The following is a 26,586-nucleotide window of genomic DNA, read 5'->3' as shown; positions in this document are numbered from 1 at the left end:
TCCCGCCGCTCAACGCGCGGGCAACGCGAGATTCGCCGCCTGCAGCGGCCGGCCCGCGCCGCGCGGCACGGTGTCGACGATCGCGTCGGCCGGCAGCGGCGCGCCGCGTTCGAGGTGCGCCTCGACCCGGTCCAGCGCGGCGTACACGTACGGCAGCAAGGGCACATAGCGCGCGCCGTAGTCCGGCAGGCCGAGGAAGGCGTCGAAATGCTGGGCGTTGTGCACCTGCCAGTAGCGCACCTCGCGCCCGGCGGCCTGCGCCCGGCGCACGTACGGCGCACTGCTGAACGCCGGCGGGATCAGGCCGTCGTCGTCGCCGTGGATCACCACCACCGGCAACCCGGCGCGCGGCGGCGCGGCGCGGGTCTCGGCCACGCCACGGCGCACGCGCCGCGCGTCCTCGCCTTCGCCCTGCCACAACGCGCGCAGGCATTGCAGGCCGGCGAACGCGTCGCCCGGCGTGCGTTCGACCAGGCCGATGCCGTTGCCCGGCGGAATGCCGCTGGCGTCCGCCCACCAGGCCGCGCGCTCGGCGGCGGTCGCGGCCCGCGCCGCGCCCTTCGGGTCGAGCGCGGCATAGCCGTGGCCGCAGGGGTGCGCGCCGGCGGTATAGCGGCCGTAGGCCGAGGCATAGGCCACCGTCACCGCGCGCCACATGTCGAAACCGACCGTCGCCGCGCCCGCGCGCAGCGCTTCGTCGCGCCAGCCGCTCGCCTTCAGCCGCGCGTGGGCCGATGCGGCCTGCGCCGCGGCGTCGCCACCCTCCACCAGACCGGCGGCCTTCAGCGCCGCGCAATGCCGGGTCCACAACGGCGCCATCTGCGCGGTCGCCGGCGGCTGCGGCAGGCCCGGCACGCGCAGCAACGCGCACGGCATCAGCAGCGCCGCTTCGGTGGCGTAGTCGTAGAGCGCGCGCCCGCCCTCGCCTTCGACGTAGACGTTGGGCTCGCCGGCGACCGCCGCGTCGAGCCAGTCGCCCTCCAGCTCGGCCGCGCGCAGCACCGCGCCGCCGCCGTTGGAGATGCCGACCGCGATCACCCGGGTGTCGGCGAAGGTGAACGGCGCCGCCTGCGGGAAGGCCCGGTCCAGCGCGTGCAGCGCGTATTGCGCCGCCTGGCGTACGTGCCGGCCCCAGTCGGCCTCGGGGTTGTCCTGCGAATGCGCGTGCTTGAATGCGATGCCGCGCCGCCCGGCCGCGCCGGCCGGCGCGTCGGGCGCGAACGCCAGCGGCATCGCGCCGGGCGCGGCGATGCGGCCGTCCGCGGTCACGCCGAGGCCGGCGTCGAGATCGAAGTAGTCGGTACCCGCGCCCTTGTCGGTGTAGGCCACGGCGCAGCCCTTCGGCAGGCCCCAGGCGCCGGCGACCGCGATCGCCCCGTAGACGCCGCGCGAGCCGGACGAAGCGGCCACCACCACGCAGCGCTTGCCCAGGTCGAAGCCGTCCGGGACCTGCACCAGCACCCGATGCGGCTGGCGCGCGCCCGGCACCGTCGCCAGGGCGGCGTATTCGCGCCCGGGCACGGCGGCGACGCTGCCGTACAACTCGCCGTAGCCGCCGCCGGGGGCGAGGTCGGCGATGCCGCGCCAGTTGCTCCAGACCGCGCGCCGGCGCAGCTCGGCCGGCGTCGGCCGCTCGGGATCGGCGAACGCCGGCGGCGCCGGCGAACGCAGCCCGCCCAGGCCGAGGCCGGCGCTGAGCAGGTCGTCGCCGTCGCGGTGCTCGGTGACCCGTTCTGCGGCGAACATCGGCGCCTCCTGGCCCTTGCGTACGCCATGGCCGGCGCAGGCCGCCAGCGCGAACGCGGCGGCGGCGAGCAGCGGGATGCGGTGCGGGATCCTGTTCATCGCCGCAGCCTAGCAAGGCGCGCGCGCGGGCCCATCGTACTTTGGTACACGTCGCCTGCGGCCGCCGCGGCCGGCTTGGTACGCTAGCGCCATGCCGACCCTGCTGATCGCCGACGACCACCCGCTGTTCCGCGCCGCGCTGCGGCAGGCGGCGCTGGAGGCGGTGCCGGACGCGCGCATCGACGAGGCCGGCCGGCTCGACGACGTGCTCGCCGCGCTCGACGCCGATCCGTCGGTGGACCTGGTCCTGCTCGACCTGCACATGCCCGGCAACCACGGCCTGGCCGGGCTGGCCGCGATCCGTGCCCAGCACCCCGGGGTCGCGGTGGTCGTGGTCTCGGCCAACGACGACCCGCGCGTGGTGCGGCGCGCGCTCGACCACGGCGCCGCCGGCTACCTGCCCAAGAGCGCCGGCCTGGACGAACTGCGCGAGGCGATCCGCACCGTGCTGGCCTGCGAGCAGTGGCTGCCGCCCTCGCTGCGCGCCGCCGTGGCGCGCACCCAGAGCGCCAGCGCCGACGCCGACCTGGCGGCGCGGCTGGCCAGCCTGTCGCCGCAGCAGTTCCGCGTGCTCACCCTGGTCGCGCAGGGCCTGCTCAACAAGCAGATCGCCGACCGCCTGGAAGTGCAGGAGCGCACGGTCAAGGCGCACCTGTCGGCGATCTTCGAGCGCCTGGGCGTGCGCAACCGCACCCAGGCCAGCGTGGTGCTGCGCGAACTGGAACTGAGCGACCCGGCGCGGGCGCTCGGCGCCTGACGCTGCGGCGTTGTCGATTTCCGCCGCGCCGGTTCGTCGCGTCGATGAAGGCCGCGAACGGAACCGCGTTCCGGGCCTCGCTTCCCGCCATCGAAAAAAGAGGATACCGCCATGAAGATCACCGTCGAACGCACCGTCAAGGCCGGCCGCGATGCCGTCTGGTCCGCCTACAGCAACCCCGAGGACATCACCCGCTGGAACACCGCCTCCGAGGACTGGCACAGCCCGCGCAGCACGGTCGACCTGCGCGAGGGCGGCCGCTTCTCCACCCGCATGGAGGCGCGCGACGGCAGCCAGGGTTTCGATTTCGAGGGCACCTACACCCGCGTCGTGCCCGGCGACCTGATCGAGTACCGCATGGACGACGGCCGCGACGTGCAGGTGACCTTCGACGAAAGCCCGCAGGGCGTGCGCGTGCGGGTGACCTTCGACGCCGAGAACGTGTACCCGGCGGAGATGCAGCGCGAGGGCTGGCAATCGATCCTGGACAGCTTCGGGCGCTACGTCGAGGCGAAGGCCGGCGCGGCCGGGTAGGACACGGGCGCGAACGGCCGGCGCCGCGATCCCTTCCCGTGCGATCGCGGCATTCCCGGCTTCCCTCTAGCCCGCCACCGGGCGCCGCTCCGCCGCGCGCAGGCGGTCCACGGTCGACTTCAGCGCCAGCGGCTTGAGCGGCTTGCCGAGCAGCGTCAGCCCGGCCTCGTGCACCGCGCGGCGCACCGCGAGATCGGCGTCGGCGGTGAGGATCACGGTTGGCGGCGCCTCGCCTCCGCCGGCCAGGTCGGCGGCCAGCGCCAGTCCGGTGTCACCGTCGTCGAGATGGAAGTCGAACAGCCACAGCGCGGCCGGGCGCTCGCGCTGGGCGGCGAACGCGGCGGCGCGGTCGGCCACCGCCGCCACGTCGTAGCCCCAGCCGCGCAGCAGTTTTTCCAGCGCGGCGAGCGCGGCGCGGTCGTTGTCGACCACCAGCACGCGCACGCCGGGCGCCGAGGGCACGGCGGCGGGCGCCGCGGGCGCGCGCCGCTCGCGCAGCGGCACCCGCACCGCGAACACCGCGCCGCGGCCGGGGCGGCTGCGCAGCGACAGCGGCGCCTGCAGCAGCGCCGCGATGCGGTCGGCGATCCACAGTCCCAGGCCCAGGCCCTGCCCCGGCGCGTTCTCGCCGCGGCGGAACTCCTCGAAGATCGCCGCCCGCTGCTCCGGCGCGATGCCGGGGCCGCTGTCGTGGACCTCGATGCGCAGGCCGCCGCCGTCGCGGCGCACGCCCAGCAGCACGCGGCCGCGCTCGGTGTAGCGCACCGCGTTGGCGAGGAAGTTCTGCAGCACGCGGCGCAGCAGCTGCGGGTCGCTGCGGGTCCAGGCGCGGCAGCCGACGAAGCGGAAGCGCAGCCCCCGCGCCGCGGCGATCGCGCCGAACTCCGAGGCCAGCGGCTCCAGCACTTCCGCCAGCGGGAACTCGCGCGGCTGCGGCACCAGCCCGCCCGCCTCCAGCCGCGACATGTCGAGCAGGCTCCCGAGCAGGTCGTGGGTCGAATCCAACGCGCCGACGATCTGCGCGACCGTCTCGCGCTGCCCCGGCTCGCGCACCTGCTGCGCCAGCGCGTCGACGAACAGCTGCGCCGCATGCAGCGGCTGCATCAGGTCGTGCCCGATCGCGGCCAGGAAGCGGCTCTTGGCCTCGTTGGCGCGCTCGGCCTCGCGCTTGGCCACCTCCAGGTCCGCGGTCCGCGCCGTCACCCGCTGCTCCAGCGTCTCGTTGGCCTGGATCAGCCCGGCCTCGGCGCGGCGGAATGCGGTGACGTCGGTGAAGGTGGCGACGAAGCCGCCGCCCGGCATCGGGTTGCCGCGGATCTCGACGATGCTGCCGTCGGGCAGCACGCGCTCGGACAGGTGCGGCGTGCCGGCGCGCATGAACGCCAGGCGCCGCTGCAGGGCCTTCTCCAGGTCGCCGTGCAGCGGCAGGCGCTGCATCGCCCAGCGCGCCAGGTCGGCGATCGGGCGCCCGACCTGCAGCAGCTCGGGCGGGAAGTCGAACAGTTCGGCGTAGCGCCGGTTCCACGCGACCAGGCGCAGGTCGGCGTCGACCACGCTGATGCCTTGGCTCATGTTCTGCAGCGCGGCCTCGAGCACGCGCTGGTTGAAGCGCAGGTCGGCCGAGGCCTCGCCGACGATCGCCGCGATCGTGTCCAGCTCGCGCCCGGGCGCGCGGCGCGCCGCATCCAGCAGCACCCGCGCCGAAGCCGAGCCCAGCACCGCGGCCAGCTCGCGTTCCAGCCGCGCCTCCACCGCGGCCGGCACCGGCCCGTCCGCGGGCGCGTCCTGCAGCAGTTGCGCGACCCGCTCCGGCGGCAGGAAGCGCAAGCCGGCGTCGCGCAGCGCGCGCGCGTCGAGGCCGCGCTGCGCCCGGCGCGGCGCCTCGCGCCGCAACAGCGCGGCGAGCACCGTCGCGGCGGTGCCGACGAACAGGCTGGCGCCGACGGCGCGCCCGAGCCGGCTCCAGCCGGTCAGCCCGAACAGCGCCTCCGGCGCCAGCCATTGCACACCGAACGGCCCCTCGTGCAGCCACGCCGGCGCCGCGCCGCGCACTTCCAGCGTGGTCGGCAGCAGCAACGCCCAGGCCCAGGCGGCGAAACCGGCGAGAATGCCGACCACCGCCGCGCGCGGCGGAATCGACGGCCGCCATACCGCGAAGCACAGCGCCGGGGCCAGCGTCGCCAGCGCCGAGAACGACACCGCGCCGACGTCGGCCAGCGCCGCGCTGCCGGCGATCAGCCGGCTGTAGGCCCAGGCCAGCAGCATGATCGCGAGGATGCAGACGCGGCGCAGCGCGAGCACGCTGCCGCGCAGGTCGCCGCGGCCGCCGCGCGACCACGCGCCGCGCAGCAGGCCCGGCGCGAACCAGTGGTTGCCGACCATCAGGCTCAGGGTCAGGGTGCTGACCACCACCATGCCGGTGGCCGCGCTCAGTCCGCCCAGGAACGCGAACAGCGCCAGCCCCTCGTGGCCGCGCGCCAACGGCAACGCCAGCACGTACAGGTCGGACGGCACGTGGCCGGCGAGCAGCGCCTGTCCCGCCTGCGCCAGCGGCAGCACCGGCAAGGCGATCAGCGCCAGGTACAGCGGGAACTGCCAGCGCGCGGTGCGCACGTCGCGCTCGTCGCGGCATTCGACCACGGCGACATGGAACTGGTGCGGCAGGATGAACATCGCCAGCGCGCCCAGCAGCACCAGCGGGGCGAAGCCGCCCGCGGGCTCCGGCGGCGGGGCGGCCGGCGCGGGCCACGGCGCCCCGCCGAGCCCGAACCAGACGAATGCGCCCAGCGCCAGCATCGCCGCCAGCTTGAACAGCGACTCGAACGCCATCGCCAGCACCAGGCCGCGGTTGTGCTCGGCGGCGCTGGCGCGGCGGGTGCCGAACAGGATCGTGAACGTGGCCATCGCCAATGCGACGTACAGCGCGCTGTCGCGCCAGGCCGGCGAGGACGCCGCCTCGGCCGAGCGCGCGGTCAGCATCGCGAAGCTCATCGCCACCGCCTTGAGCTGCAGGGCGATGTACGGGATCAGGCCGAGCGCCACCACCAGCGTCACCGTGGCCGCCAGCCATGCGTCCTTGCCCAGGCGCGTGGCGATGAGGTCGGCCAGCGAGGTCGCGTTGGTCTCGCGCGACAGCCGCACCAGCCGGGTCATGAAGCCGACCGCCAGCGCGTACAGCAGGATCGCGCCGAGGAAGGTGGGCGGCAGCGGCCAGCCGTAGCGCGCGGCCTGGGTGACGGTGCCGTAGAAGGTCCAGGAAGTGCAGTGCACCGCCAGCGACAGCGCGTAGATGTGCCGCCAGTGCCGCGACAGCACGCCCGGGCGGCGTTCGGCGTAGAGCGCGGTGGCGAACATCAGCGCGAGCCAGGCCAGGCTCGCCAGCGCGACCGCGGTCAGGCTAAGCATGGTGGGCGCCGGGGTGCATCGGCGCGAGCATAGCGCGTCTCGCCCGCACCCCAACCCCTCTCCCGCAAGCGGGAGAGGGGCGATTCCCGCCTCCCCCTTCTACGCAAGTGAGGCGGGGAGTACCTCCCTCTCCGGCGTGCGCAGAAGGGGGGGATTGCGCCCTCTCCCGCGCGTGGGAGAGGGTCGGGTGAGGGCCGGAAGCGACCCCGCCGCACTCAGAAGTCGTAGCGCACCGACAGCGTGTACTGCCGCGGCGGGCCATAGAAGCCGGTCAGCACGCCGAGCGAGGAGACCAGGTTGTAACCGGTGGTCCGGTACTCCTCGTCGGCCAGGTTGGTGCCCTGCAACGAGACCGACCACGGCCCGCCGCTGCGCCAGGTGACGCCGGCGTTGACCAGGCCGTAGCCGTCCTGGGTGATCGGCTGCGCGCCGCTGCGCACGATCTCGGTGGTTGCCACCACCTCGCTCTGGTAGCTGTAGCCGACCCGCGCCGAGAGGTCGCCGCCGCCGGCCAGGTCCATGCGGTACTCGACGTTGAGCGCGCCGGAGAAGTCGGGCGCGTTGGTGAATTCCTGCTCGTCGGCGATGTTGACGCCCGCGTACATGAACTCGTCGTACTTGGCGTCGAGCCAGGCCAGGTTGCCGGAAATGAGCCAGCGCCGGCTCGGCATCCACTGGTACTCGACCTCGACGCCGTCCACCGTGCCCTCGCCGGCGTTGGTGAAGTCGCCGAAGAACGCGTCGTCGGCGCCGTCGCCGTTGCTGTCGTAGGCGGTGAACACCGACAGCTGGATGTCCTTGTACTTGTTGTGGAACGCGGCCAGGTTGAGGAACAGCGTCTGGTCCAGGAAGGCCATCTTGCCGCCGATCTCGTAGCTGTCCACGACCTCGTCGTCGAACGGCTCGGCCGAGCGCGGCACCGCGGTGGCCTGGGCGCGGATGTTGTAGCCGCCGGACTTGAAGCCGCGCGAGGCCAGGCCGTAGACCATGATGTCCGGGGTGATCTGGTAGTCCAGCGAGACCTTGGGTGAGGTGTTCTCGAAGCCGATGCGCTTGTCGAACCGGGCGGCGATCGGGGTTGGGTTGTTGGCGGCGCAGGCCCGCGCGAGGGTGGCGAAGGTCGCGTCGGTGTAGCAGCGGTTGAGCACCACCGCGCGCTTCTTCTCGTCGGTGTAGCGCGCGCCGAGGTCGAGCTTGAGGCGGCCGGTCAGGTCGAAGGTCCAGTCGCCGTACAGCGCGACGCTGTCGGTGTAGACCGTGCCCTGGGTATCGCCGAAGGACAGATCGAAGAAGTTGTTCAGCACCTGGCCGCCGGCCTCGCCGTCGAAGGCGTACACGCCGATCACGCCGCGCGCGCGGCCGCCGCCGTCGTAGTTGGCCTGCAGCTCGTGGCTGACCTGCTCGTCGCGGTAGAACGCCTTCACGTCGGCGATCTTGTTCGGCAGCGTGTCGAAGTCGATGTTGGTCTCGGTGTCGGATTCGCGCTTGGCAACGACGTACTTGAACGCCCAGTCCTCGCTGGCAACCCAGTTGACCGTGGCCGAGGCGCCCTTCATCTCGGTGTCGTTGACGTTGGGCATGCCGCTGCGGATGTCGTAGCGCGAATCCAGCGGCGCGAAGCCGGGCGCGAAACGGTTCGGCGCCAGCATCCGGGCGCCGCGCACCCCGGACTGGTCGTCCATCCAGTCGTAGGCGAACTGGATGTCGAGGTCGTCGCTGACGTAGGCGCCGAGCTGGCCGCGCACGGCCAGGATCTCCTTGTCGCTGACGTCCTGGCCGGAATACAGGTTGTCGCCGAAGCCGTCGCGATTGAGGCTGGCCACGGACAGGCGCCCGCGCAGCGCATCGCTGCCGCCGAGCGGCCCGCCGACGGCGGCCTTCACGTCGAGCTGGTCGTAGTTGCCCACCGTGACCGAAGCGAAGCCGTCGAAGCTGTTCGGCAGCCCGCGCGAGATGTACTTGATCGCGCCGCCGATGGTGTTCTTGCCGTACAGCGTGCCCTGCGGGCCACGCAGCACCTCCACGCGCTCGACGTCGAACACGTCCAGCAGCGCGCCCTGCGGCCTCGCGATGTAGACGTCGTCGAGGTAGATGCCCACGCCCGGGTCCACGCCCCACAGCGGGTCCGACTGGCCGATGCCGCGGATGTACGCGGTGATGGTGCTGCTGGAGCCGCGCGCGGCGTAGATCGTCAGGTTCGGCACCTGTGCGTCGAGGTCGCTCAGGTCCTCGACGTTGAGCCGGTCCAGCGCTTCCGGGGTGAACGCGGTCACCGCCACCGGCACTTCCTGCAGCGTCTCCTCGCGCTTGCGGGCGGTGACGGTGACGCCGCCGAGCGTGGTCGCCTCGCGGTGCGCGGGCGCTTCCTGCGCCGAGGGCGCGTCCTGCGCCCAGGCCGCCGGCGCGACCAGCGCGCAGGCGATGGCGATGCTCAGAGTCTTGCGGATCATGGACGGCGCTCCTCCCCAATCGAATCGCGTGGTGCCCGCGGCCGGGCCGCGGGCGTTGCCGGTCGACGGGCCCCTCCCCGCCATGCCGCAAGACTAGGCGCCGGCTCGCCGCGGCCGCTGCTGTACCTTCGGACAATGCACGCGGCGGCGGCGCGGCGCGGAGACTTCCGGAAAGCCGCGGCGGCTCGGCCGAACACGGGCGCCGACGCGACCGCAATGCGTCAGGCCCGCGAAGGCGGGAATCCCGTGGCGTCGCGACCGGCGGCCTGGCCGCCAAGTCGCCGGGGTCCCGCCTCCGCGGGGTCGACGGCTCTCGCTTTTCTCAACCGGGGACGGGCAATGGCGTTTCTGATCGTGCTGGCCGCGCTGTGCTTTCTGATGTTCGTGGCCTACCGCGGCTACAGCGTGATCCTGTTCGCGCCGGTCGCGGCGCTGGGCGCGGTGCTGCTGACCGACCCGTCGCTGGTGGCGCCCATGTTCACCGGGCTGTTCATGGACAGGATGGTCGGCTTCCTCAAGCTGTACTTCCCCGTGTTCCTGCTCGGGGCGGTGTTCGGCAAGCTGATCGAGCTGTCCGGCTTTTCCAAGTCGATAGTGAAAGCGACGATCCGCCTGTTCGGCGCCGGCCGGGCGATGCTGTCGATCGTGGTCGTCTGCGCGTTGCTGACCTACGGCGGCGTGTCGCTGTTCGTGGTGGTGTTCGCGGTCTATCCGTTCGCGGCCGAGCTGTTCCGGCAGAGCGGCATCCCCAAGCGGCTGATCCCGGGCACGATCGCGCTGGGCGCCTTCACCTTCACCATGGACGCGCTGCCCGGCACGCCGCAGATCCAGAACATCATCCCGGCTTCGTTCTTCGGCACCGACGCCTGGGCGGCGCCGTGGCTGGGCACGCTCGGCGGCGTGTTCATCCTGATCCTCGGCCTGCTTTACCTCGACTGGCGCCGCCGCGCCGCCGCGCGCGCCGGCGAGGGCTACGGCACCGCGCTGGTCAACGAGCCGGCGCCGTTCGCCGACGACCGGTTGCCGCACCCGGCGATCGCGCTCCTGCCGCTGCTGCTGGTGGGCGTGGCGAACAAGCTGCTCACGCTTTGGATCCCGCGCTACTACGGCGAAAGCCACGCCTTCGACCCGGCGGTGATCGGCGGCGCCGCGCCGGTGGTGCAGGAGGTGGCGAAGGTCGCGGCGATCTGGGCGGTGCTCGGCGCGCTGCTGGTCGGCATCGCCGCGGTGCTCGCCTTCGCCTGGAGGCCGGTGCTGGCACGCTTCGCCGAGGGCAGCAGGAACGCGATCGGCGGCGCCCTGCTGGCGGCGATGAACACCGCCTCCGAGTACGGTTTCGGTGCGGTGATCGCCGCCCTGCCCGGCTTCCTCGTCGTCGCCGACGCGCTGGGCGCGATCCCCGATCCGCTGGTCAACGAAGCGGTGACGGTGACCGCGCTGGCCGGCATCACCGGATCGGCCAGCGGCGGCATGAGCATCGCCCTGGCGGCGATGGCCGAGACCTTCATCGCCAACGCCCAGGCCGCCGGCATCCCGATGGAGGTGCTGCATCGCGTCGCGGCGATGGCCTCGGGCGGCATGGACACCCTGCCGCACAACGGCGCGGTGATCACCCTGCTCGCGGTCACCGGCCTGACCCATCGCCAGGCCTACAAGGACATCTTCGCGATCACCCTGATCAAGACGTTGGCGGTGTTCTTCGTGATCGGCCTGTTCTACGCCACCGGACTGGCCTGAGCGCAGCGGGCCGCGTCGCCGGAGCCTGCGCACGAGCGGCCGCCGACGCGCCTCGGGCGCTTGTCCGCCCTCCGGCGCGCGGGCCCCGCCCGTTGACCAGAAGGCACGCTCCGGAAGGCGCGTTCGGCTACGGCCGGTCCTCTTCCTCCAGCACGCGCTTCTGCATCGCGTCGAGGTAGCGGTCCGCTTCCTCGACCGAGGTGAAGATGGAGTTCAGCGGCACCGCCTTGACGATGTCGAACACCTTCTTGATCTGCGGCTGCAGGTTGGTCACCAGCACCCTGCCGCCGCGGCCCTCGATCGCCTTGCGCGCCTTGAACACCGAGCGGATGCCGGCGGAGCTGATGTACTCCAGGTCGGCCAGGTCCAGCACCAGCGCGCGCAGGTCGGACGCCAGGACCGGTTCCAGGCGGCGGTCGAGTTCGCCGTAGGTATGCGTGTCGAGGCGGCCGGACAAGGCCACGCGGCGACTGTCGCCCTTCGGCTCGTCGATATGGATGTGCAGGCCCATGGGGTCTCCTTCAGGCGGTCGGTCGGGCGCTGCCGCGCACAGTCACGCGCAGCACGTTGTAGGGGTCTTCGCGGCGGTAGCTGAGGCTTTCGGCCAGTTCCCGCACCAGGTGCAGGCCGAGGCCGCCGACGCCGCGCTCCTCGATGTCGGCGTCGAGCCTCGGCGCCTCGACCGCGGTGGGGTCGAACGGCCGGCCGGAGTCGCGGAACTCGATCACGAGGCGGTCCGCCCGCGCGGTGATCTCGACGATGATCTCGGTCTGCGCGCCGCAGCCGCCGTGCTCGATCGCGTTGGCGACGATCTCCTCGGCGATCAGCCGCACGTCCTCGCGCACCTCGCGGGCCACGGCATTGGTTTCCAACACCGCGTCGATCGCGGCGGTGAGGTCGCGCAGGCGCGCGAGCTCGTTCGGCACGGTGATTCGGATCTGCATGGTCTCCTCAGGCGGGTTGCGGCACCGGCAGGCGGTCCATGCTGATCGCCAGCACCGTGATGTCGTCCGATTGCGGCGCCTGCCGCGCGAACGCGGCCACGGCCGCGAGCACGCGTCGGCACAGCGCGGCGGCGTCGCCCTCGCCTGCCGCGGCCTCGCACAGGCGGTCCTCGCCGAAGGCCTCGTCCCCGGCGTCGAAGGCCTCGGTGATGCCGTCGGTGTAAGCCAGCAACGCCTCGCCGGGTTCCAGGCGGCCCTGCCACTGCGGGTAGGCCGCCGCCACCTCGAAGCCGAGCGGCGGTCCGGATTCCAGCGGCAGCGGCCGCACGCGCGCGTCGGCGCCGCGCAGCAGCGGCGCGTCGTGGCCGGCGCTGGCGACGGTCATCGCGCCGCTGGCCACGTCGATCGTGCCGCACAGCACGGTGGCGAACATGCAGGCCTCGTTGTTCCGCGCCAGCCGCTCGGCCGCTTCCCGCAGCGCATCCGCCGGGGTGACGCCGCCGCGGTGGATCGCGGTCTCGAGGATGCTGAGGCTGCGCGCCATGAACAGCGCCGCCGGGATGCCCTTGTCGGAGACGTCGCCGATCGCGAACCACAGGGTCTGGTCGCGTTGGAAGAAGTTGAAGAAGTCGCCGCCCACCGCCTTCGCCGGCTCCAACGCGGCGAACGCCTTCAGGTTGCGCGAGCCGTGCTGCAGCGACGAAGGCGCCACCGGCAGCATCGCGCGCTGGATCTCGCGGGCGATCGACAGTTCGCTGTCCAGCTTCTGCCGCGCCGCCGCCATGGTCTCGATCTCGGCCATCTGCGCCTTGATCGACGCGCCGGCGCGGTCGAGCGCGTGCGCCAGCACGTCGACCTCGTCGCCGCGGGCGGATTCGGGCAGCGGCGAATCGAACTCGCCGGCGGCGAAACGCTGCGCGACACCGGTCAGCGTCCGCAGCGGGTCGGTGATCCGCCGGCTCAGGCGGATCACCACGAGCGCCAGCACCAGCATCGCCAGCAGCCCGCCGCCGAGCAGCATGCGGAAATGCCGGCCGAGCGCCTCCAGCACCACCGCGTCCGACACCCGCAACTGGATGCTCCAGCCGCCCTCGGCCGGCACCAGCACCAGGTGCCCGCCGTCGCCGGCGTCGCCGCGGTATTCGCGCCGCGCGCGATGGGCCTGCGCCACCTCGCGCAATTCGCGCCGGCCGAACGCGGCGGCGTAGCCGGCGATGTCGTAGCGCAGCGCCACGCCGGGCTGCGGATGCACCGCGATCATGCCGCCCGGTGCGTACAGCGCGGCTTCCACGCCTGCGGGCTCGTTCGTCGGCGCGAGCAGGCCCGCCAGGTACTCCATCGGCACGTCCAGGCTGACCATGCCGATGTTCCTGCCGCGGTAGGGATCGTGCAGCGGGAGGTTCAGCGTGGTCATCCAGCGCCCGCCGGCGGTCTCGTTGAAGTACGGCTCGGACCACCAGGGCGTGCGGCCGGCGACGGTGCGCCGGTACCAGGGCTTGTCGAACACGTCGTAGCCGGTGGCCACGAGGTCCACGTCCTGCACGCCGGCCGAAGGCACGCCGGCGTGGTAGGCCAACGGCGCGCCGTCCGGCAGCACGCCGGGCTCGAGCACCAGCAACCCGCCGATCACCGCGGCGTCGTTGTCGACCATCGTCTGCAGCATGCGCACCGCGGCCGCGCGGTCGATCGAAGGCTCCAGCGCCAGCCCGGCGATGCCCTGGCCGGTGACGCGCAGCGCGCGCGCCGCCGCATTGAACCGGTCCGCGCTGCGGATCGCGTCGAAGCGCATGCGCTCCACGGCATCGCCGATCAGCTGCTGGCGGCCGGACAGGTACGCCGCGATCAGCACCAGCGCCAACAGGCTCGCCGCCAGCGCGCCGAACCAGAGCGCGATCCGCGTGCGCAGGCTGCGGTGCCACGGTACGGCGGCCTGCGCATGGTCGTGCGCGCCTGCGTCCACATCCGCCCCCGCCTGCCCCCACTGCATCGCGCGCTTCCGTCACGGCATCGCCCGCAGCATCGAATTCGCGCCGGGGCGTGTCAAGGAAACGTGCGCCGCTTTTCCGGCCGCAGGCTCCGTTCGTCGCGAAGCGGCGGGACGGATCGACGATCCGTGATGCGCTTCACCCCGGGCCACGAATACGACGAACGCCCGCTTCCCCGCGGCGCGCCCCGACACCCATTGCCGTCCAAATTCGCCGGAACTGTCCGTCGCGCGCGGATGGGTCCGCATCGAAACGCTATGTCTTGCCGGGCTCAGCCATCGCATGGCGGCCCCGCGCATGGGCGCCGGTCCCGCCGCGGCGTCGCGACGGGGCTCAGCCGTGCCCGCCCTCGCCGGCGACGATGGCGTGCACCTTCGCCGCCAGCTCGGCGTAGGTGAAGGGCTTGCCGATCATCTCGATGCCGGCGATCAGGCGGCCGTCGCGGACGATCGCGTCGCCGCCGTAGCCGGTGGTGAAAAGCACCTTCAGCCCCGGCAGCCGCCTGCGCGCCTCCTCCGCCAGCTCGACGCCGTTCATGCCTGGCAGGCCGACGTCGGTGAACAGCAGGTCGATGCTGCCGCCGTACAGCTCCAGCTGGCGCATCGCCATCGGGCCGTCGCGGGCTTCGATCACGCGGTAGCCGAGCTCGCGCAGGGTTTCGGCGCTGAAATCGCGCACGCCGTCGTTGTCCTCGACCACCAGTACCGTCGCCTTGCGCGGCTCGGGGGCGGCCGCCGGCGAGGGTTCCTGCTCGGCGTCGCCGCAGAAGCACGGCAGGTAGATCTCGATCGTCGTGCCGGCGCCGGGCTCGCTGCACAGGCTGACGTGCCCCCCGGACTGCTTGACGAAGCCGTAGACCTGCGACAGGCCGAGCCCGGTGCCGTGGCCGGTGGGCTTGGTGGTGAAGAACGGCTCGAACGCGCGTTCGGACACGTGCTTCGGCATGCCGACGCCGGTGTCGCTCACCGCCACCACGACGTAGCGGCCGGGCCGCGCGTCGGCCTCGCCGGCGCCGGGCGCGTCGAGCACCGCGTTGGCGGTGGCGATGGTCAGGCGGCCGCCGTCCGGCATGGCGTCGCGCGCGTTGATGGCGAGATTGAGCAGCGCGCTTTCGAGCTGGTTCGGATCGATCTCGACCGGCCACAGGCCGTCTCCGAGCAACGTCCGCACCTGGATGCCCTCGCCGAGGGTGCGGCGCAGCAGTTCGGACATGCCGGAGACGAGCCGGTTCAGGTCGGTCGGCCTCGGTTCGAGGGGCTGGCGGCGCGAGAACGCGAGCAGGCGTTGGGTCAGGGTCGCCGCGCGCAACGCGCCCTGCATCGCATTCTCGGCCGAGCGCCGCAGGCGCTCCGGCGCGCCCGCGCCCAGGTGTCGCTGGATCGACTCGATGTTGCCGATCACCACGGTGAGCAGGTTGTTGAAGTCGTGGGCGATGCCGCCGGTCAGGTGACCGATCGCCTCCATCTTCTGCGCATGGCGCAGCTGCTCCTCGGCGCTGGCGCGCTCGGCCACGGCCTGGCGCACGCGCGCCTCGAGCGTCTCGTTCAGTTCGCGCAGCGCGGCGTCCGCCTGCGCCTGCTCGATCGCGTTGGAGGCGAAACGGGCCAACTGCACGAGGATGGCCCGGTCCTCGGCGTCGAACGCGCCGCCGCCGGTCTTCTCCGCGAGGCGGACGAAGCCGAGGGTGCGGCCGTCGGACGCCAGCAGCGGGGCGGCGAGCCAGTCGCTCTCGGCGATGGCACCGAGGCCCGGCGCCTCGTCCGCGCCCGGCATGCCGCTGGCGCCCGCCGGCATCGCCGCCGCGCCGGCCAGCGCATCGGATGCGCCGGTCCCTCCCGATGCGGCGTCCCGGGGCGGATGCGCCGGCCCGTCCACCGCGCCGGCGAGGGCGTACGCACCGGCATCGGCGCGCACCGCATCGTGTTCGCCGCGCGCATCCGGTGCGAAGCCTTCGGCCTGCAGGAGCGGATCGGACGGCGCCAGGCTGACCGCGCTGCGCCGCGCGCCGACGATGGTGCGCGCCGCCTGCGCCACCGCGTCGAGCTTCGCCTGCAGCGTGGGCGCGGCGGCGATCGTGAGCGAGGCCGAAGCCAGCGCCTGCAGCTGTTCGGCGCGGCGCCTCACCGCGGCCTCGCGTTCGCGCCGGGTCCGCGCCAGGGCGAGATGGCCATCGATGCGCGCGCTCAGCTCGCGCGCCGAGAACGGCTTGGTCAGGTAGTCGTCGGCGCCTTCCTCCATGCCTTCGACCCGCGCCTCCTCCCCGGCACGCGCGGACAGCACCACCACGGGCACGTCCTTCAGCGCGGGGTCGCCGCGCAGCGCGCGCAGCAGGCCGAAGCCGTCCAGTCCCGGCATCATCGCGTCGGTCAGCACCAGGTCGGGGCGGCGCCGCCGTGCCGCCGCCAGCGCCGCCTCGCCGTCGGCCACCGCCTCGACCTCGTAGCGCGCGCCGAGCAGGCGGCGGACGTAGTCGCGCATGTCGGCGTTGTCGTCGGCCAGCAGCACCCGGGCGCGCTCCGCGCCCGCATGCGCGAGGATGTCGGCCAGCGAATCGGCGACGCTCTGCGCGGCCGCGCTGCCGGCCGCGTCGGGCAGCCAGCGCCGGGCTTCCTCGACGTAGGCGTGGGCGCGGATCGCAGTGGGCGCGAGCGCGCGCGCCGGTCGCAGGCGCTCGCGCGGCAGGTGCGCCGTGCCGAACGGAATCGACACCGCGAACGCGCTGCCCTGCCCTTCCTGGCTCGTCGCGTCGATCTCGCCGCCGTGCAGCCGCACCAGCTCCTGCACCAGCGCCAGGCCGATCCCGCTGCCCTCGAAGCTGCGGCCCCGCGCCCCCTCGATGCGATGGAAGCGCTCGAACAGCCGCGGCAACTCGTGCGCGGGGATGCCGGTGCCGGTGTCGCGCACCGTCAGCACGGCGGCGTCGGCGCGCGTTTCCAGCCCGATGGCGATCTCGCCCTCGAACGTGAACTTGAACGCGTTGGAGACGAGGTTGAGGACGATCTTCTCCCACATCTCGCGGTCGACGTGCACCGGCGCCGGCAACGGTGGGCAATCGACCACGAGGCGCAGCCCGGCGCGCTCGCACAGCGAGCGGAAGTTGCTGGCCAGGTCGGCGGTGAAGGCGGCCAGGTCGGTGGGCTCGTAGCTGGCCTGCGCGCGGCCCGCCTCGATCCGCGAGAAGTCGAGCAGCGAGTTGACCAGCTTGAGCAGGCGCAGGCCGTTGCGGTGCGCGGCCTCGAGCAGCGCGCGGTCGCCCGGGTCGCACGAAGCCTGCGGCCTGCCCAGCATCTCCTCCAGCGGCCCCAGCATCAGCGTGAGCGGGGTGCGGAACTCGTGGCTGACGTTGGCGAAGAAGCCGGTCTTGGCGCGATCGAGCTCGGCCAGCGCCTCGGCACGGCGGCGCTCCTCCTCCAGCGCGAGCGCGCTCGTCGCCGCCCGCGCGATCTGCGCCGCGACCAGGTCGAGGAAGTCGCGATAGCCGGGCCGCGAAGCGAGGAACGGATCGGCGCCGACGACGAGCAGCGCGGCGACGTCGTCGCCGGAGACGATCGGCAACGCGACGAGGCGGTCCGGCGCCGGCGCAGCGCCCAGCCACGGTGCGGTGCGGCCTTCCGCCGGCGCGCGGCGCGCGCAGGCGGCGACCAGCGGGGCCAGCGCCTCGTCGCCGCTGCCCAGGTCGACTTCGGCGCGACCCGTCGCGGGTTCGACGCCATGGCCGGCGACCAGGCGCGCGCGCCGCTCCCCGTCGATGCGATACATCAGTGCGAACGGCAGGTCGGCGCGGTTTGCCGCCGCCAGCGCATCGACCGCGGCGCGGCACACCGCCTCCACCGAATCCGCTCCGGCGGTACGCAGGCCGAGCTCGCGCAGGGTGCGCAGGCGGCGCTCGCCGATCACCCGCTCGGTGGTTTCGGACACGATCGCCAGCACCCCGGCCGGCCGGCCGCTCTCGTCCGGTACCGGGCTGTAGTCGAGATTCATCCAGACGTCCTCGGCGACGCCGTGGCGATACAGCACCAGGTGCTGGTCGCGATAGGCGAGCCGCTTCCCCGCCAGGCCCGCCTTCATCACGTGGTCGTTGAAGTCGGCGATTTCCGCCCAGCCCTCGCGTACCTTGGAGCCGAGCAGCTGCGGATGGCGCGCGCCGGCGAAGACCGAGTAGGCGTCGTTGTAGATCATCACGCCGTCCTCGCCCCACAGCAGCACGATCGGCACCGGCGAGCGCAGGAGGATGGCGACGGCGGTGCGCAGACTCTGCGGCCAGCCCGCCATCGGCCCCAGCGGCGTCTTCGACCAGTCCATGGCGCGCATCAGCGATGCGACCTCGCCGCCACCCGACAGGAACGCGAGCGCGTCGCTTTCGCCGTGCGATGCCAGAGGCGGGGTGACGTCGTTCAAGGCGGGCTCCGGAGCGGGCGGGCAAGCGGCGCATCTTATCCAGCCGTCCGCAAGGCTTTGTCTAAACGCCCCACGTCCGCCGGCGGCGCCGTGGAGCGCGTCCGCGCTGGCGCCGGCCGGGCGGCTGAATTAGCATTTTGACTAACGCCCGGCTGCGCTCCTCCGTTGCCAGACACGCTTCGCAAGATCATCCACGTCGACATGGACGCGTTCTACGCGTCGGTGGAGCAGCGCGACGATCCGTCGCTGCGCGGGCGGCCGGTCGTGGTCGCCTGGCGCGGCGCGCGCTCGGTGGTGTGCGCGGCCAGCTACGAGGCGCGCAGGTTCGGGGTGCGCTCGGCGATGCCGGCGGTGCGCGCGGAGCGGCTGTGCCCGCAGGCGGTATTCGTGCCGCCGGATTTCGTCCGCTACAAGGCGGTGTCGCGGCAGGTGCGCGAGATCTTCGCCCGCCATACCGACCTGATCGAACCGCTGTCGCTGGACGAGGCCTACCTCGACGTCACCGCGCCCAAGTCCGACCTGCCGACCGCGACCGCGGTGGCGGAGGCGATCCGCGCCGCGATCCGCGGGGAACTGCGGCTCACCGCCTCGGCCGGCGTGGCGCCGAACAAGTTCCTGGCGAAGATCGCCTCGGACTGGCGCAAGCCGGACGGACTGTTCGTGATCCGCCCGCACCGGGTGCAGGAATTCCTCGCGCCGTTGCCGGTGGGGCGCCTGCCCGGCGTGGGCAAGGTGATGGAAGCCAGGCTGGCCGAACTGGGCGTGAGCACGGTGGCCGATCTGCGCTCGCTCGGCGAAGAGGAACTGGAGCTGCGCTTCGGCCGCTGGGGCCGGCGCCTGCACGAGCTGTCGCTGGGCATCGACGACCACCCGGTGGTGAGCGAACGGCCGACGCTGCAGATCTCCAGCGAGGACACGTTCGAGACCGATCTGCCGCTGGGCGAGCTGGAGCCGCACATCCGCCGGCTCGGCGAGAAGACCTGGAACGGCTACCTGCGCGAACGCGAACGCAGCCGGCGCGTGGCGCGCACCGTGGTGCTCAAGCTCAAGACCGCGGACTTCCGCATCCTGACCCGCAGCCTGACGCCGGCCGAGCCGCCGGATTCGCTGGAACGGCTGGCGCGCATCGCCTGCGACCTGCGCGAGCGCGTGCCGCTCGATGCGCACACGCGCTATCGCCTGGTCGGCGTCGGCCTGTCGGGTTTCGTCGGCGAGGACGAGTTGCCGCCGCAGAGCGACCTGTTCGGTTGAGCCCGCGGCCGGGAAGCGGTCGGATGCTTGTTCGCCCGGAGCCGGCCCGGGCAGCCGAGGGATCGGCCGAGGCGCTCACATGGACAAACCGCGGCTTTGGAGGCGCAAGCCGGCATGCCGAAATCGCCGGGCCTGCTCTTCGATCCACCTGTCCGGCGGAAGCAACGAAACGAAAAAAGCGGGCCGAAGCCCGCTTTTTTTCGTGCGCACAGAACGCGGCGGCTCAGTCGGCCGTGACGCCCTCGCCTTCCTCGACCGCCTTCATCGACAGGCGGATGCGGCCCTGCTTGTCGACTTCCAGCACCTTGACCTTGACGGTGTCGCCTTCCTTGAGCTTGTCGGAGACCTTCTCCACCCGCTCGCTGGAGATCTGCGAGACGTGCACCAGGCCGTCCTTGCCCGGCAGGATGGTCACGAACGCGCCGAAGTCCATGATCTTGACCACCTTGCCCTCGTAGATCCGGCCCGGCTCGACGTCCGAGGTGATCTGCTCGATGCGGCTCTTGGCGGCCTGCGCGGCGGCGGCGTTGACCGAGGCGATGACGATGGTGCCGTCGTCCTGGATGTCGATCTGCGTGCCGGTCTCCTTGGTGATCGCCTGGATGGTCGAACCGCCCTTGCCGATCACTTCGCGGATCTTGTCCGGATGGATCTTCATGGTCAGCAGGCGCGGCGCCCACTCGGACAGCTCGCCGCGCGGCGCGGTGATCGCCTTGGCCATCTCGCCGAGGATGTGCAGGCGACCGGCCTTGGCCTGGGCCAGCGCGGTCTTCATGATTTCCTCGGTGATGCCCTGGATCTTGATGTCCATCTGCAGCGCGGTCACGCCTTCGGCGGTGCCGGCGACCTTGAAGTCCATGTCGCCCAGGTGATCCTCGTCGCCGAGGATGTCGCTGAGCACGACGAAGCGGTCGTCTTCCTTCACCAGGCCCATCGCGATGCCCGCGACCGGCGCCTTGATCGGCACGCCCGCGTCCATCAGCGCCAGCGAGGAACCGCACACCGAGGCCATCGACGAGGAGCCGTTCGACTCGGTGATTTCCGAGACCACGCGGATGGTGTACGGGAACTCCTCCAGGCTCGGCATCACCGCGAGCACGCCGCGCTTGGCCAGGCGGCCATGGCCGATCTCGCGCCGCTTCGGCCCCATCATGCGGCCGGCCTCGCCCACCGAGTACGGCGGGAAGTTGTAGTGGAACAGGAAGTTCTCTTTGTACTCGCCGGAAATCGCGTCGATGATCTGGCCGTCGCGCGCGGTGCCGAGCGTGGCCACCACCAGCGCCTGGGTCTCGCCGCGGGTGAACAGCGCCGAGCCGTGGGTGCGCGGCAGCACCGACACCTTCGCCGCGATCGGACGCACGGTGTCGAGCGCGCGGCCGTCGATGCGGACCTTGGTGTCGAGCACGGCGTCGCGCAGGGTGCGGTATTCGAGCTCGCCGAACTCCTTGGTGAGGTCGGCCAGGTTCCAGCCCTCGGCCTCGGCGCGCGGGGTCAGCGCCTCCACCGCCTCCTTGCGGATCGCGGCGATCGCCTCGCGGCGCTGCTGCTTGTCGCGGATCTGGTAGGCCTGGGCCAGGCGGCCGCCGACGAACTCCTTCAACGCGGCGATCAGGGCCTCGTTCTTGGCCGGCGGGGTCCAATCCCAGGGCTGGGCGCCGGCCTCGGCGACCAGTTCGTTGATCGCGTCGATGACCTTCTGCAGTTCGCGATGGCCGAACATCACCGCGCCGAGCATCACCTCTTCCGACAGCACCTTGGCCTCGGACTCGACCATCAGCACCGCGTTGCGGGTGCCGGCGACGACCAGCTCGAGGTCCGACTCCAGCAGCTGGCTGGTGGTCGGGTTGAGGATGTACTGGCCGTTCTTGTAGCCGACCTTGGCGGCGCCGATCGGGCCCTGGAACGGGCAGCCGGTCAGGGCCAGCGCGGCGGACGCGCCGATCATCGCCGGGATGTCGCCGTCGATTTCCGGGTTCAGCGACAGCACCGTGGCGATGATCTGGACCTCGTTCTTGAAGTCCTCGGGGAACAGCGGGCGGATCGGGCGGTCGATCAGGCGCGCGGTCAGCGTCTCCTTCTCGGTCGCGCGGCCTTCGCGCTTGAAGAAGCCGCCGGGGATGCGGCCGCCGGCGTAGAACTTCTCCTGGTAGTCGACGGTCAGCGGGAAGAAGTCCTGGCCTTCGCGGGCGGTCTTGGCGGCCACGGCGGTGACCAGCAGTACGGTGTCGTCCATATTGACGATGACCGCGCCGCCGGCCTGGCGGGCGATCTCGCCGGTCTCCAGCGTCACCTTATGGCTGCCGTACTGGAAGGTCTTGGTGATTTTTGCCACGTTCGTTCTATTCCTGTCGTTTCGATTCGTTCCGGCCGCGGCCCCTGCCGCCGCCGGTGCGGCCGCTCGCGCGGCCTTGTTCGGGTGGAGCGCAAAAACGAACCGCGGCGCATCGCTGCGCCGCGGCGGTCGTCGGGCTTATCGACGCAGGCCCAGTTTTTCGATCAGGGCCTTGTAGCGTTCGTTGTCCTTGCGCTTGAGGTAGTCGAGCAGGCTGCGACGGCGGTTGACCATCTGCAGCAGGCCGCGCCGGCTGTGGTGGTCCTGCTTGTGGACCTTGAAGTGGCCGGTCAGCTGCTCGATGCGCGCGGTCAGCAGGGCGACCTGGACCTCCGGCGAGCCGGTGTCGTTGGCGCCGCGCTTGTGTTCTTCGATGATCTTCTGGGTGTCGATGGACATGGATGCCTCGTAGATGCGTGGCCCGCAGGAACGTCCGGCTGCGGCCTCTGCCGCCGCGACGCACCGCCTGGCTCGCCGTTTGCTTGAAGGGAAGTACCTCTCCGAAGACGGAGAGCGCCGGAATTGTACCAGCCGGGGCCGGCGATTGCGACCGGCGCGCGCCTCGGCGCGGCCGGGCCGGTCACGGAACGGGCGCTCGGCCGCCTCATCCGCGGCGCGTCCCCCCGTCCTCATCCCGCGTTCACCGCCCAGCGGAACAGCCGCTGCGGCGCGAGGCGATCGCCCTGGCGCTGCGCGATGCCGAGGCAGCGGCCGGTCGCGCCGAACACCGCGACCGGCCCGTCCGCGCCCGCTACGCACGCCACGCTCTGGCCGAAACCGAGCCGGCGCTCGCCCTCCGCATCCAGATCGACGCGCGGGAAGGCCTCCAGCCCGGCCTCGACCGGCAGCAGGCACGCGTCCAGGGCGTCCTCGCCGCGCTCGGCCAGCCCGCGCAGCGCATCCAGCGTGTACATGCGCGGCCGGAGGAACGGCTCGACCCAGAGCCGGCGCAGCGCGGCGACGTGGGCGCCGCAGCCCAGCGCCTCGCCGAGGTCGCGCACCAGGCTGCGCACGTAGGTACCGGAACCGCATTCCACGTGCAGGCGCAGGCGCGGGCCGTCGCGCCCGAGCAGCTCGAACCGGTGGACCTCGACCTCGCGCTCCGGCGCCTCGATCGGCTCGCCGCGGCGGGCCTTGGCATAGAGCGGCTCGCCGCCCTGCTTGAGCGCGGAATAGATCGGCGCGCGCTGGCGGATCGGGCCGCGCAGCGGCGCCAGCGCGGCCTCGATCGCGGCTTCGTCGAGCGCCGGCAGCGGCCGCTCGCGCAGCACCGCGCCGTCGGCGTCGTCGCTGTCGGTGACCACCCCGAGCACGGCCTCGGCCTCGTAGGCCTTGCGCGCGCCCAGCAGCAACCCCGCGATCTTGGTCGCCTCGCCGAAGCACAGCGGCAGCAGCCCGGTCGCGAGCGGATCCAGGCTGCCGGTGTGCCCGCCCTTCTCGGCGCGGAACAGGTGCCGGACCTGCTGCAGCGCCTGGTTGGAGCTCAGGCCCGGCGGCTTGTCCAGCAACAGGATGCCGTCGAGCGCGCGGAAGCGGGCTTTGGGCTTGTTCATGCGCGGACGGGACCCGCGTGCGGAAACGCCGGACGCGCCCGGTCCCGGCTGCGGCAACGTTGTGGGCGTGCGGCCATTCCCCTCTCCTTGTCGATCCCCCTGAATGCGGGCGCCACCCTGCCCGCTTGCGCGCGGACGGCCCCGGGCCGCGAGCGCCGTCCGAACTTGCGCCTCCGGCGGCCGCTGCGCAAGCCCGCGCCCGCCGCGCATGCGGCGGCGCGTAGCGGCCCGCACGGGCTCAGTCGATGTCGCGCAGCAGCCGGTCGATGCGCTCGCCGCGGTCGACCGAGTCGTCGTAGTGGAAATGCAGCTCGGGCACGTGGCGCATCCGGATCGCGCGGCCGAGCTGGAAACGCAGGTCGCGCGAGAGTTCGCGCAGCGCCTTGATCGCCTCCTCGGCGCGTTCCGGCTGCAGCGCGGTCACGAACACCTTGGCGTGGGCGAGGTCGCGGGTGACCTCGACGTCCGAGACGCTGACCGACGGCAGGCCGTGCTCGCGCACCGCCTCGTGCACCAGCGCGCCCAGTTCGCGGCGGAGCTGGGCGGATACGCGGTCGGTGCGGTGGAACGTCTTGGGCATGGAGCGAGCGACTCGTTGGGAAAACGACAAACCGATGGAAACCGAGGGCCGGAGAGGAACGGACGCGGGGCGCCACGGCCGTGCCCCGCTCCCCTCCGCTGGCGCCTCGCCCTTACAGCGTCCGCTGGACCTCGACGCGCTCGAAGCACTCGATCTGGTCGCCCGGCTTGACGTCGTTGTAGGCCTTCACGCCGATGCCGCACTCGGTGCCGTTGCGCACCTCGTCGACGTTCTCCTTGAAGCGGCGCAGCGATTCCAGCTCGCCCTCGAAGATCACCGCGTTGTCGCGCAGCACGCGGATCGGCTTGTGGCGCTTGACCACGCCCTCGACCACCATGCAGCCGGCGACCGCGCCGAACTTCGAGCTGCGGAACACCTCTCGGACCTCGGCGATGCCGATGATCTCCTCGCGGATCTCCACGCCGAGGATGCCCGAGGCCACCTGCTTCACCTGGTCGATCACGTCGTAGATGATCGAGAAATAGCGCAGGTCCACGCCGTTGGTCTCGATGATCCGGCGCGCGGCGGCGTCGGCGCGGACGTTGAAGCCGATGATCGTGGCCTTGGCGGTGACCGCGGCGTTGGCGTCCGATTCGGTGATGCCGCCCACGCCGGAGTGGATCACGTTGATGCGGATCTGGTCGTTGGACAGCGCGGTCAGCGCCTGGCGCAGCGCCTCCACCGAGCCCTGCACGTCGGCCTTGATCACCAGGTTCAGCGTGGCCTGGCCTTCGCCCTTGCCCATCTGCGCCATGATGTCTTCCATGCGGTTGCCCGCCTGGGCGACCAGGCGCGACTCGCGGCGCTTGGCGTCGCGCTGCTGGGCGACGTCCTTGGCCAGGCGCTCGTCCTCGACCACGACGAAGTCGTCGCCGGCGTCGGGCACGCCCGACAGGCCGAGCACCTGCACCGGGATCGACGGGCCGGCCTTGTCGACCTGCTTGCCGTTCTCGTCGAACAGCGCGCGCACGCGGCCGTACTGCACGCCGCACACCAGGTAGTCGCCCTTCTTCAGTTCGCCCTGCTGGACCAGCACGGTCGCGACCGGGCCGCGGCCCTTGTCCAGGGCCGACTCGATGACCGTGCCGGTGGCGCGGCCGGTCGGCACGGCCCGGAGCTCGAGCACCTCGGCCTGCAGCAGGATCGCGTCGAGCAGGTCGTCGACGCCCTGGCCGGTCTTGGCCGACAGCTCCACCATCTGGGTCTCGCCGCCGAACTCCTCGGCCACGACCTGCTCGCCGAGCAGCTCGTTCTTGACCCGCAGCGGGTCGGCGTCGGACTTGTCGATCTTGTTGATCGCCACGATCAACGGCACGCCCGCGGCGCGCGCGTGCGAGATCGCCTCCTTGGTCTGCGGCATCACGCCGTCGTCGGCGGCGACCACCAGCACGACGATGTCGGTGAGCTTGGCGCCGCGCGCGCGCATCGACGTGAACGCGGCGTGGCCCGGGGTGTCGAGGAAGCTGATCACGCCCTTGGCCGTTTCCACGTGGTAGGCGCCGATGTGCTGGGTGATGCCGCCGGCCTCGCCGGTGGCGACCTTGGTGCGGCGGATGTAGTCCAGCAGCGAGGTCTTGCCGTGGTCGACGTGGCCCATGATGGTGACCACCGGCGGCCGAGGCGCCTTCTCGCCCTGCACTTCCTCGATGTGGGCGAGCAGCGCGTCCTCGGCGGTCGCCTCTTCGGCGCGCACCGCCTTGTGGCCGAGCTCCTCGGTCACCAGCACCGCGGTGTCGTGGTCGATGGTCTGGTTGATGGTCGCCATCACGCCCATCTTGAACAGCGCCTTGACCACGTCGCCGCCCTTGAGCGCGAGCTTCTGCGCCAGGTCGGCGACGGTGATGCTGTCGCCGATCGCGACCTCGCGCACGATCGGCGCGGTCGGGCGGGAGAAGCCGTGCTGGCCGCCGCCGGAGCGCACCGGCTCGGCCTGGCGGCGCGGCTTGGCCTTGCCGCGCGCGCTGCTGGAGCGGCGCGCGCGATCGCTGGCGCTCAGGTGCAACTGGCCGGCGAAGCGGTTGGCCGCGTCGTCGTCCTCGACCTCGGCGACCATCGCGTGCGAGCCGCGCGGCTTGTTGTGCCGCCCGGCGCGGTCGTCGGCGCGCGCCGGCTCGCGCGCGGCCGGCTTGGCGTGGGCGGCCTTGCGCGGCGCGGCGGCTTCGTCTTCGCCGCCGCCGGCGGTGGTCGCGACGGCCGCCTGCGCCGCCTCTTCCTCGGCCTTGCGGCGCGCGGCCTCCTCGGCCTCGCGGCGGGCGCGTTCGGCCTCCTCGGCGCGGCGACGGTCCTCCTCGGCCAGGCGGCGCTGCTCCTCGAGGTTGCGCTGCTTGGATTCCTCCAGCTTGCGCAGGATCTCGGCGCGTTCGTCGTCGAGGCCGGCCGGCGGCGCGGACTCGGTCGGCTTGACCAGGGTCACCTTCTTGCGCACCACCACGTCGACGGTGGTCTTGTTCTTGCCGCCGCCGACGGTGATTTCCTGCTTGCGGCTGCGGTTCAGCGTGATCTTCTTCGGCGCGGCGACGGCTTCGCCGGCGTCGGACTTGCCGTGGGCGCGCTTGAGGAAGCCGAGCAGCTTGACTTTCTCGATACTGGTCACGACCTGGTCGGGGCCGCTGAAGTTCATGCCGGCTTCGGCCAGCTGCTCCAGCAACTTCTCGACCGGCGTGTTCACCAGTTCGGCCAGCTTGCGGATGGTGGTTTGCTGCGACATTCGGTTTCCGGTTTCCGTTTTTTCCGCCGCGGGAAATCCCGAAGCGGTGATTGTAGGGCGGGTCTCGACCCGCCGCACTTCGCGCGCGGCGGGGCGCATCGACCCGCC

Annotated in this window: 16 protein-coding genes; 4 read left to right on the top strand and 12 right to left on the bottom strand. The window is 72.3% G+C overall.

Going from position 1 to position 26,586, the window contains the following annotated elements; translation table 11 throughout:
- Positions 1-9: 9 nt before the first annotated feature.
- Positions 10-1,845, bottom strand: coding sequence for a 3-hydroxybutyrate oligomer hydrolase family protein (locus EDC50_RS03145; protein WP_123768998.1), 1,836 nt, complete (start codon positions 1,843-1,845; stop codon positions 10-12).
- 91 nt (positions 1,846-1,936) lie between these two features.
- On the opposite strand from EDC50_RS03145, the gene EDC50_RS03140 reads away from it, so the two are divergent.
- On the top strand, positions 1,937-2,602 hold the full coding sequence (locus EDC50_RS03140; protein ID WP_123768997.1) for a response regulator transcription factor: 666 nt from the start codon (positions 1,937-1,939) through the stop codon (positions 2,600-2,602).
- Between the two features lie 111 nt (positions 2,603-2,713).
- Positions 2,714-3,136, top strand: coding sequence for an SRPBCC family protein (locus EDC50_RS03135; RefSeq protein WP_123768996.1), 423 nt, complete (start codon positions 2,714-2,716; stop codon positions 3,134-3,136).
- Between the two features lie 66 nt (positions 3,137-3,202).
- Here the strand turns inward: EDC50_RS03135 and EDC50_RS03130 are convergent, their stop codons facing one another.
- Positions 3,203-6,541, bottom strand: a complete 3,339-nt coding sequence (locus EDC50_RS03130) for a PAS-domain containing protein (protein WP_123768995.1) — start codon at positions 6,539-6,541, stop codon at positions 3,203-3,205.
- Positions 6,542-6,756: 215 nt separating this feature from the next.
- Positions 6,757-8,991: a TonB-dependent receptor gene (locus tag EDC50_RS03125; RefSeq protein ID WP_123768994.1), complete on the bottom strand. Its 2,235-nt coding sequence runs from the start codon at positions 8,989-8,991 to the stop codon at positions 6,757-6,759.
- A gap of 339 nt (positions 8,992-9,330) precedes the next feature.
- Here EDC50_RS03125 and EDC50_RS03120 point away from each other — a divergent pair, with 339 nt between their 5' ends.
- Positions 9,331-10,728 carry a GntP family permease gene (locus tag EDC50_RS03120; RefSeq protein ID WP_123768993.1) on the top strand — a complete coding sequence of 466 codons (1,398 nt, stop codon included), beginning with the start codon at positions 9,331-9,333 and terminating at the stop codon, positions 10,726-10,728.
- A gap of 127 nt (positions 10,729-10,855) precedes the next feature.
- Here the strand turns inward: EDC50_RS03120 and EDC50_RS03115 are convergent, their stop codons facing one another.
- From EDC50_RS03115 to EDC50_RS03100, 4 genes are all read right to left on the bottom strand, one after another.
- Positions 10,856-11,239, bottom strand: a complete 384-nt coding sequence (locus tag EDC50_RS03115; RefSeq protein WP_123768992.1) for an STAS domain-containing protein — start codon at positions 11,237-11,239, stop codon at positions 10,856-10,858.
- A 10-nt stretch (positions 11,240-11,249) separates the two neighbouring features.
- A complete protein-coding gene (locus tag EDC50_RS03110; protein WP_123768991.1) occupies positions 11,250-11,672 on the bottom strand; it encodes an ATP-binding protein in 423 nt (140 codons plus the stop codon).
- A gap of 7 nt (positions 11,673-11,679) precedes the next feature.
- Positions 11,680-13,659 (bottom strand): SpoIIE family protein phosphatase, encoded by a 1,980-nt coding sequence (locus EDC50_RS03105; protein ID WP_123768990.1) that lies wholly within the window; start codon positions 13,657-13,659, stop codon positions 11,680-11,682.
- 331 nt (positions 13,660-13,990) lie between these two features.
- A complete protein-coding gene (locus tag EDC50_RS03100) occupies positions 13,991-18,055 on the bottom strand; it encodes an ATP-binding protein (protein WP_123768989.1) in 4,065 nt (1,354 codons plus the stop codon).
- Positions 18,056-18,220: 165 nt separating this feature from the next.
- On the opposite strand from EDC50_RS03100, the gene dinB reads away from it, so the two are divergent.
- The gene (dinB, locus tag EDC50_RS03095; protein ID WP_123768988.1) at positions 18,221-19,306 is read left to right on the top strand and encodes a DNA polymerase IV; all 1,086 of its coding nucleotides are present in this window, start codon (positions 18,221-18,223) and stop codon (positions 19,304-19,306) included.
- A gap of 223 nt (positions 19,307-19,529) precedes the next feature.
- On the opposite strand, the gene pnp is transcribed toward dinB, so the two are convergent.
- The 5 genes from pnp to infB form a co-directional block, all read right to left on the bottom strand.
- On the bottom strand, positions 19,530-21,638 hold the full coding sequence (pnp, locus tag EDC50_RS03090; RefSeq protein ID WP_123768987.1) for a polyribonucleotide nucleotidyltransferase: 2,109 nt from the start codon (positions 21,636-21,638) through the stop codon (positions 19,530-19,532).
- Positions 21,639-21,776: 138 nt separating this feature from the next.
- On the bottom strand, positions 21,777-22,037 hold the full coding sequence (gene rpsO / locus EDC50_RS03085) for a 30S ribosomal protein S15 (protein WP_123768986.1): 261 nt from the start codon (positions 22,035-22,037) through the stop codon (positions 21,777-21,779).
- Positions 22,038-22,267: 230 nt separating this feature from the next.
- Complete coding sequence (gene truB / locus EDC50_RS03080) at positions 22,268-23,191, bottom strand: tRNA pseudouridine(55) synthase TruB (protein WP_123768985.1); 924 nt, start codon at positions 23,189-23,191, stop codon at positions 22,268-22,270.
- Between the two features lie 238 nt (positions 23,192-23,429).
- Positions 23,430-23,771 carry a 30S ribosome-binding factor RbfA gene (gene rbfA / locus EDC50_RS03075; RefSeq protein WP_123768984.1) on the bottom strand — a complete coding sequence of 114 codons (342 nt, stop codon included), beginning with the start codon at positions 23,769-23,771 and terminating at the stop codon, positions 23,430-23,432.
- 112 nt (positions 23,772-23,883) lie between these two features.
- Complete coding sequence (gene infB, locus EDC50_RS03070) at positions 23,884-26,478, bottom strand: translation initiation factor IF-2 (RefSeq protein ID WP_123768983.1); 2,595 nt, start codon at positions 26,476-26,478, stop codon at positions 23,884-23,886.
- Positions 26,479-26,586 lie beyond the last annotated feature (108 nt).

Origin of the sequence: Vulcaniibacterium tengchongense (assembly GCF_003814555.1) — a bacterium.
GTDB lineage: Bacteria > Pseudomonadota > Gammaproteobacteria > Xanthomonadales > Xanthomonadaceae > Vulcaniibacterium > Vulcaniibacterium tengchongense.
The sequence above is the reverse complement of the archived record's forward strand: the minus strand, read 5'-3'. Positions and strand labels throughout refer to the sequence as shown.

Coding starts and splice junctions, on each gene's coding strand:
- EDC50_RS03145 (WP_123768998.1), bottom strand. CDS start 1,845: ATGAACAGGATCCCGCACCGCATCCCGCTGCTCGCCGCCGCCGCGTTC.
- EDC50_RS03140 (WP_123768997.1), top strand. CDS start 1,937: ATGCCGACCCTGCTGATCGCCGACGACCACCCGCTGTTCCGCGCCGCG.
- EDC50_RS03135 (WP_123768996.1), top strand. CDS start 2,714: ATGAAGATCACCGTCGAACGCACCGTCAAGGCCGGCCGCGATGCCGTC.
- EDC50_RS03130 (WP_123768995.1), bottom strand. CDS start 6,541: ATGCTTAGCCTGACCGCGGTCGCGCTGGCGAGCCTGGCCTGGCTCGCG.
- EDC50_RS03125 (WP_123768994.1), bottom strand. CDS start 8,991: ATGATCCGCAAGACTCTGAGCATCGCCATCGCCTGCGCGCTGGTCGCG.
- EDC50_RS03120 (WP_123768993.1), top strand. CDS start 9,331: ATGGCGTTTCTGATCGTGCTGGCCGCGCTGTGCTTTCTGATGTTCGTG.
- EDC50_RS03115 (WP_123768992.1), bottom strand. CDS start 11,239: ATGGGCCTGCACATCCATATCGACGAGCCGAAGGGCGACAGTCGCCGC.
- EDC50_RS03110 (WP_123768991.1), bottom strand. CDS start 11,672: ATGCAGATCCGAATCACCGTGCCGAACGAGCTCGCGCGCCTGCGCGAC.
- EDC50_RS03105 (WP_123768990.1), bottom strand. CDS start 13,659: ATGCAGTGGGGGCAGGCGGGGGCGGATGTGGACGCAGGCGCGCACGAC.
- rpsO (WP_123768986.1), bottom strand. CDS start 22,037: ATGTCCATCGACACCCAGAAGATCATCGAAGAACACAAGCGCGGCGCC.
- truB (WP_123768985.1), bottom strand. CDS start 23,191: ATGAACAAGCCCAAAGCCCGCTTCCGCGCGCTCGACGGCATCCTGTTG.
- rbfA (WP_123768984.1), bottom strand. CDS start 23,771: ATGCCCAAGACGTTCCACCGCACCGACCGCGTATCCGCCCAGCTCCGC.
- infB (WP_123768983.1), bottom strand. CDS start 26,478: ATGTCGCAGCAAACCACCATCCGCAAGCTGGCCGAACTGGTGAACACG.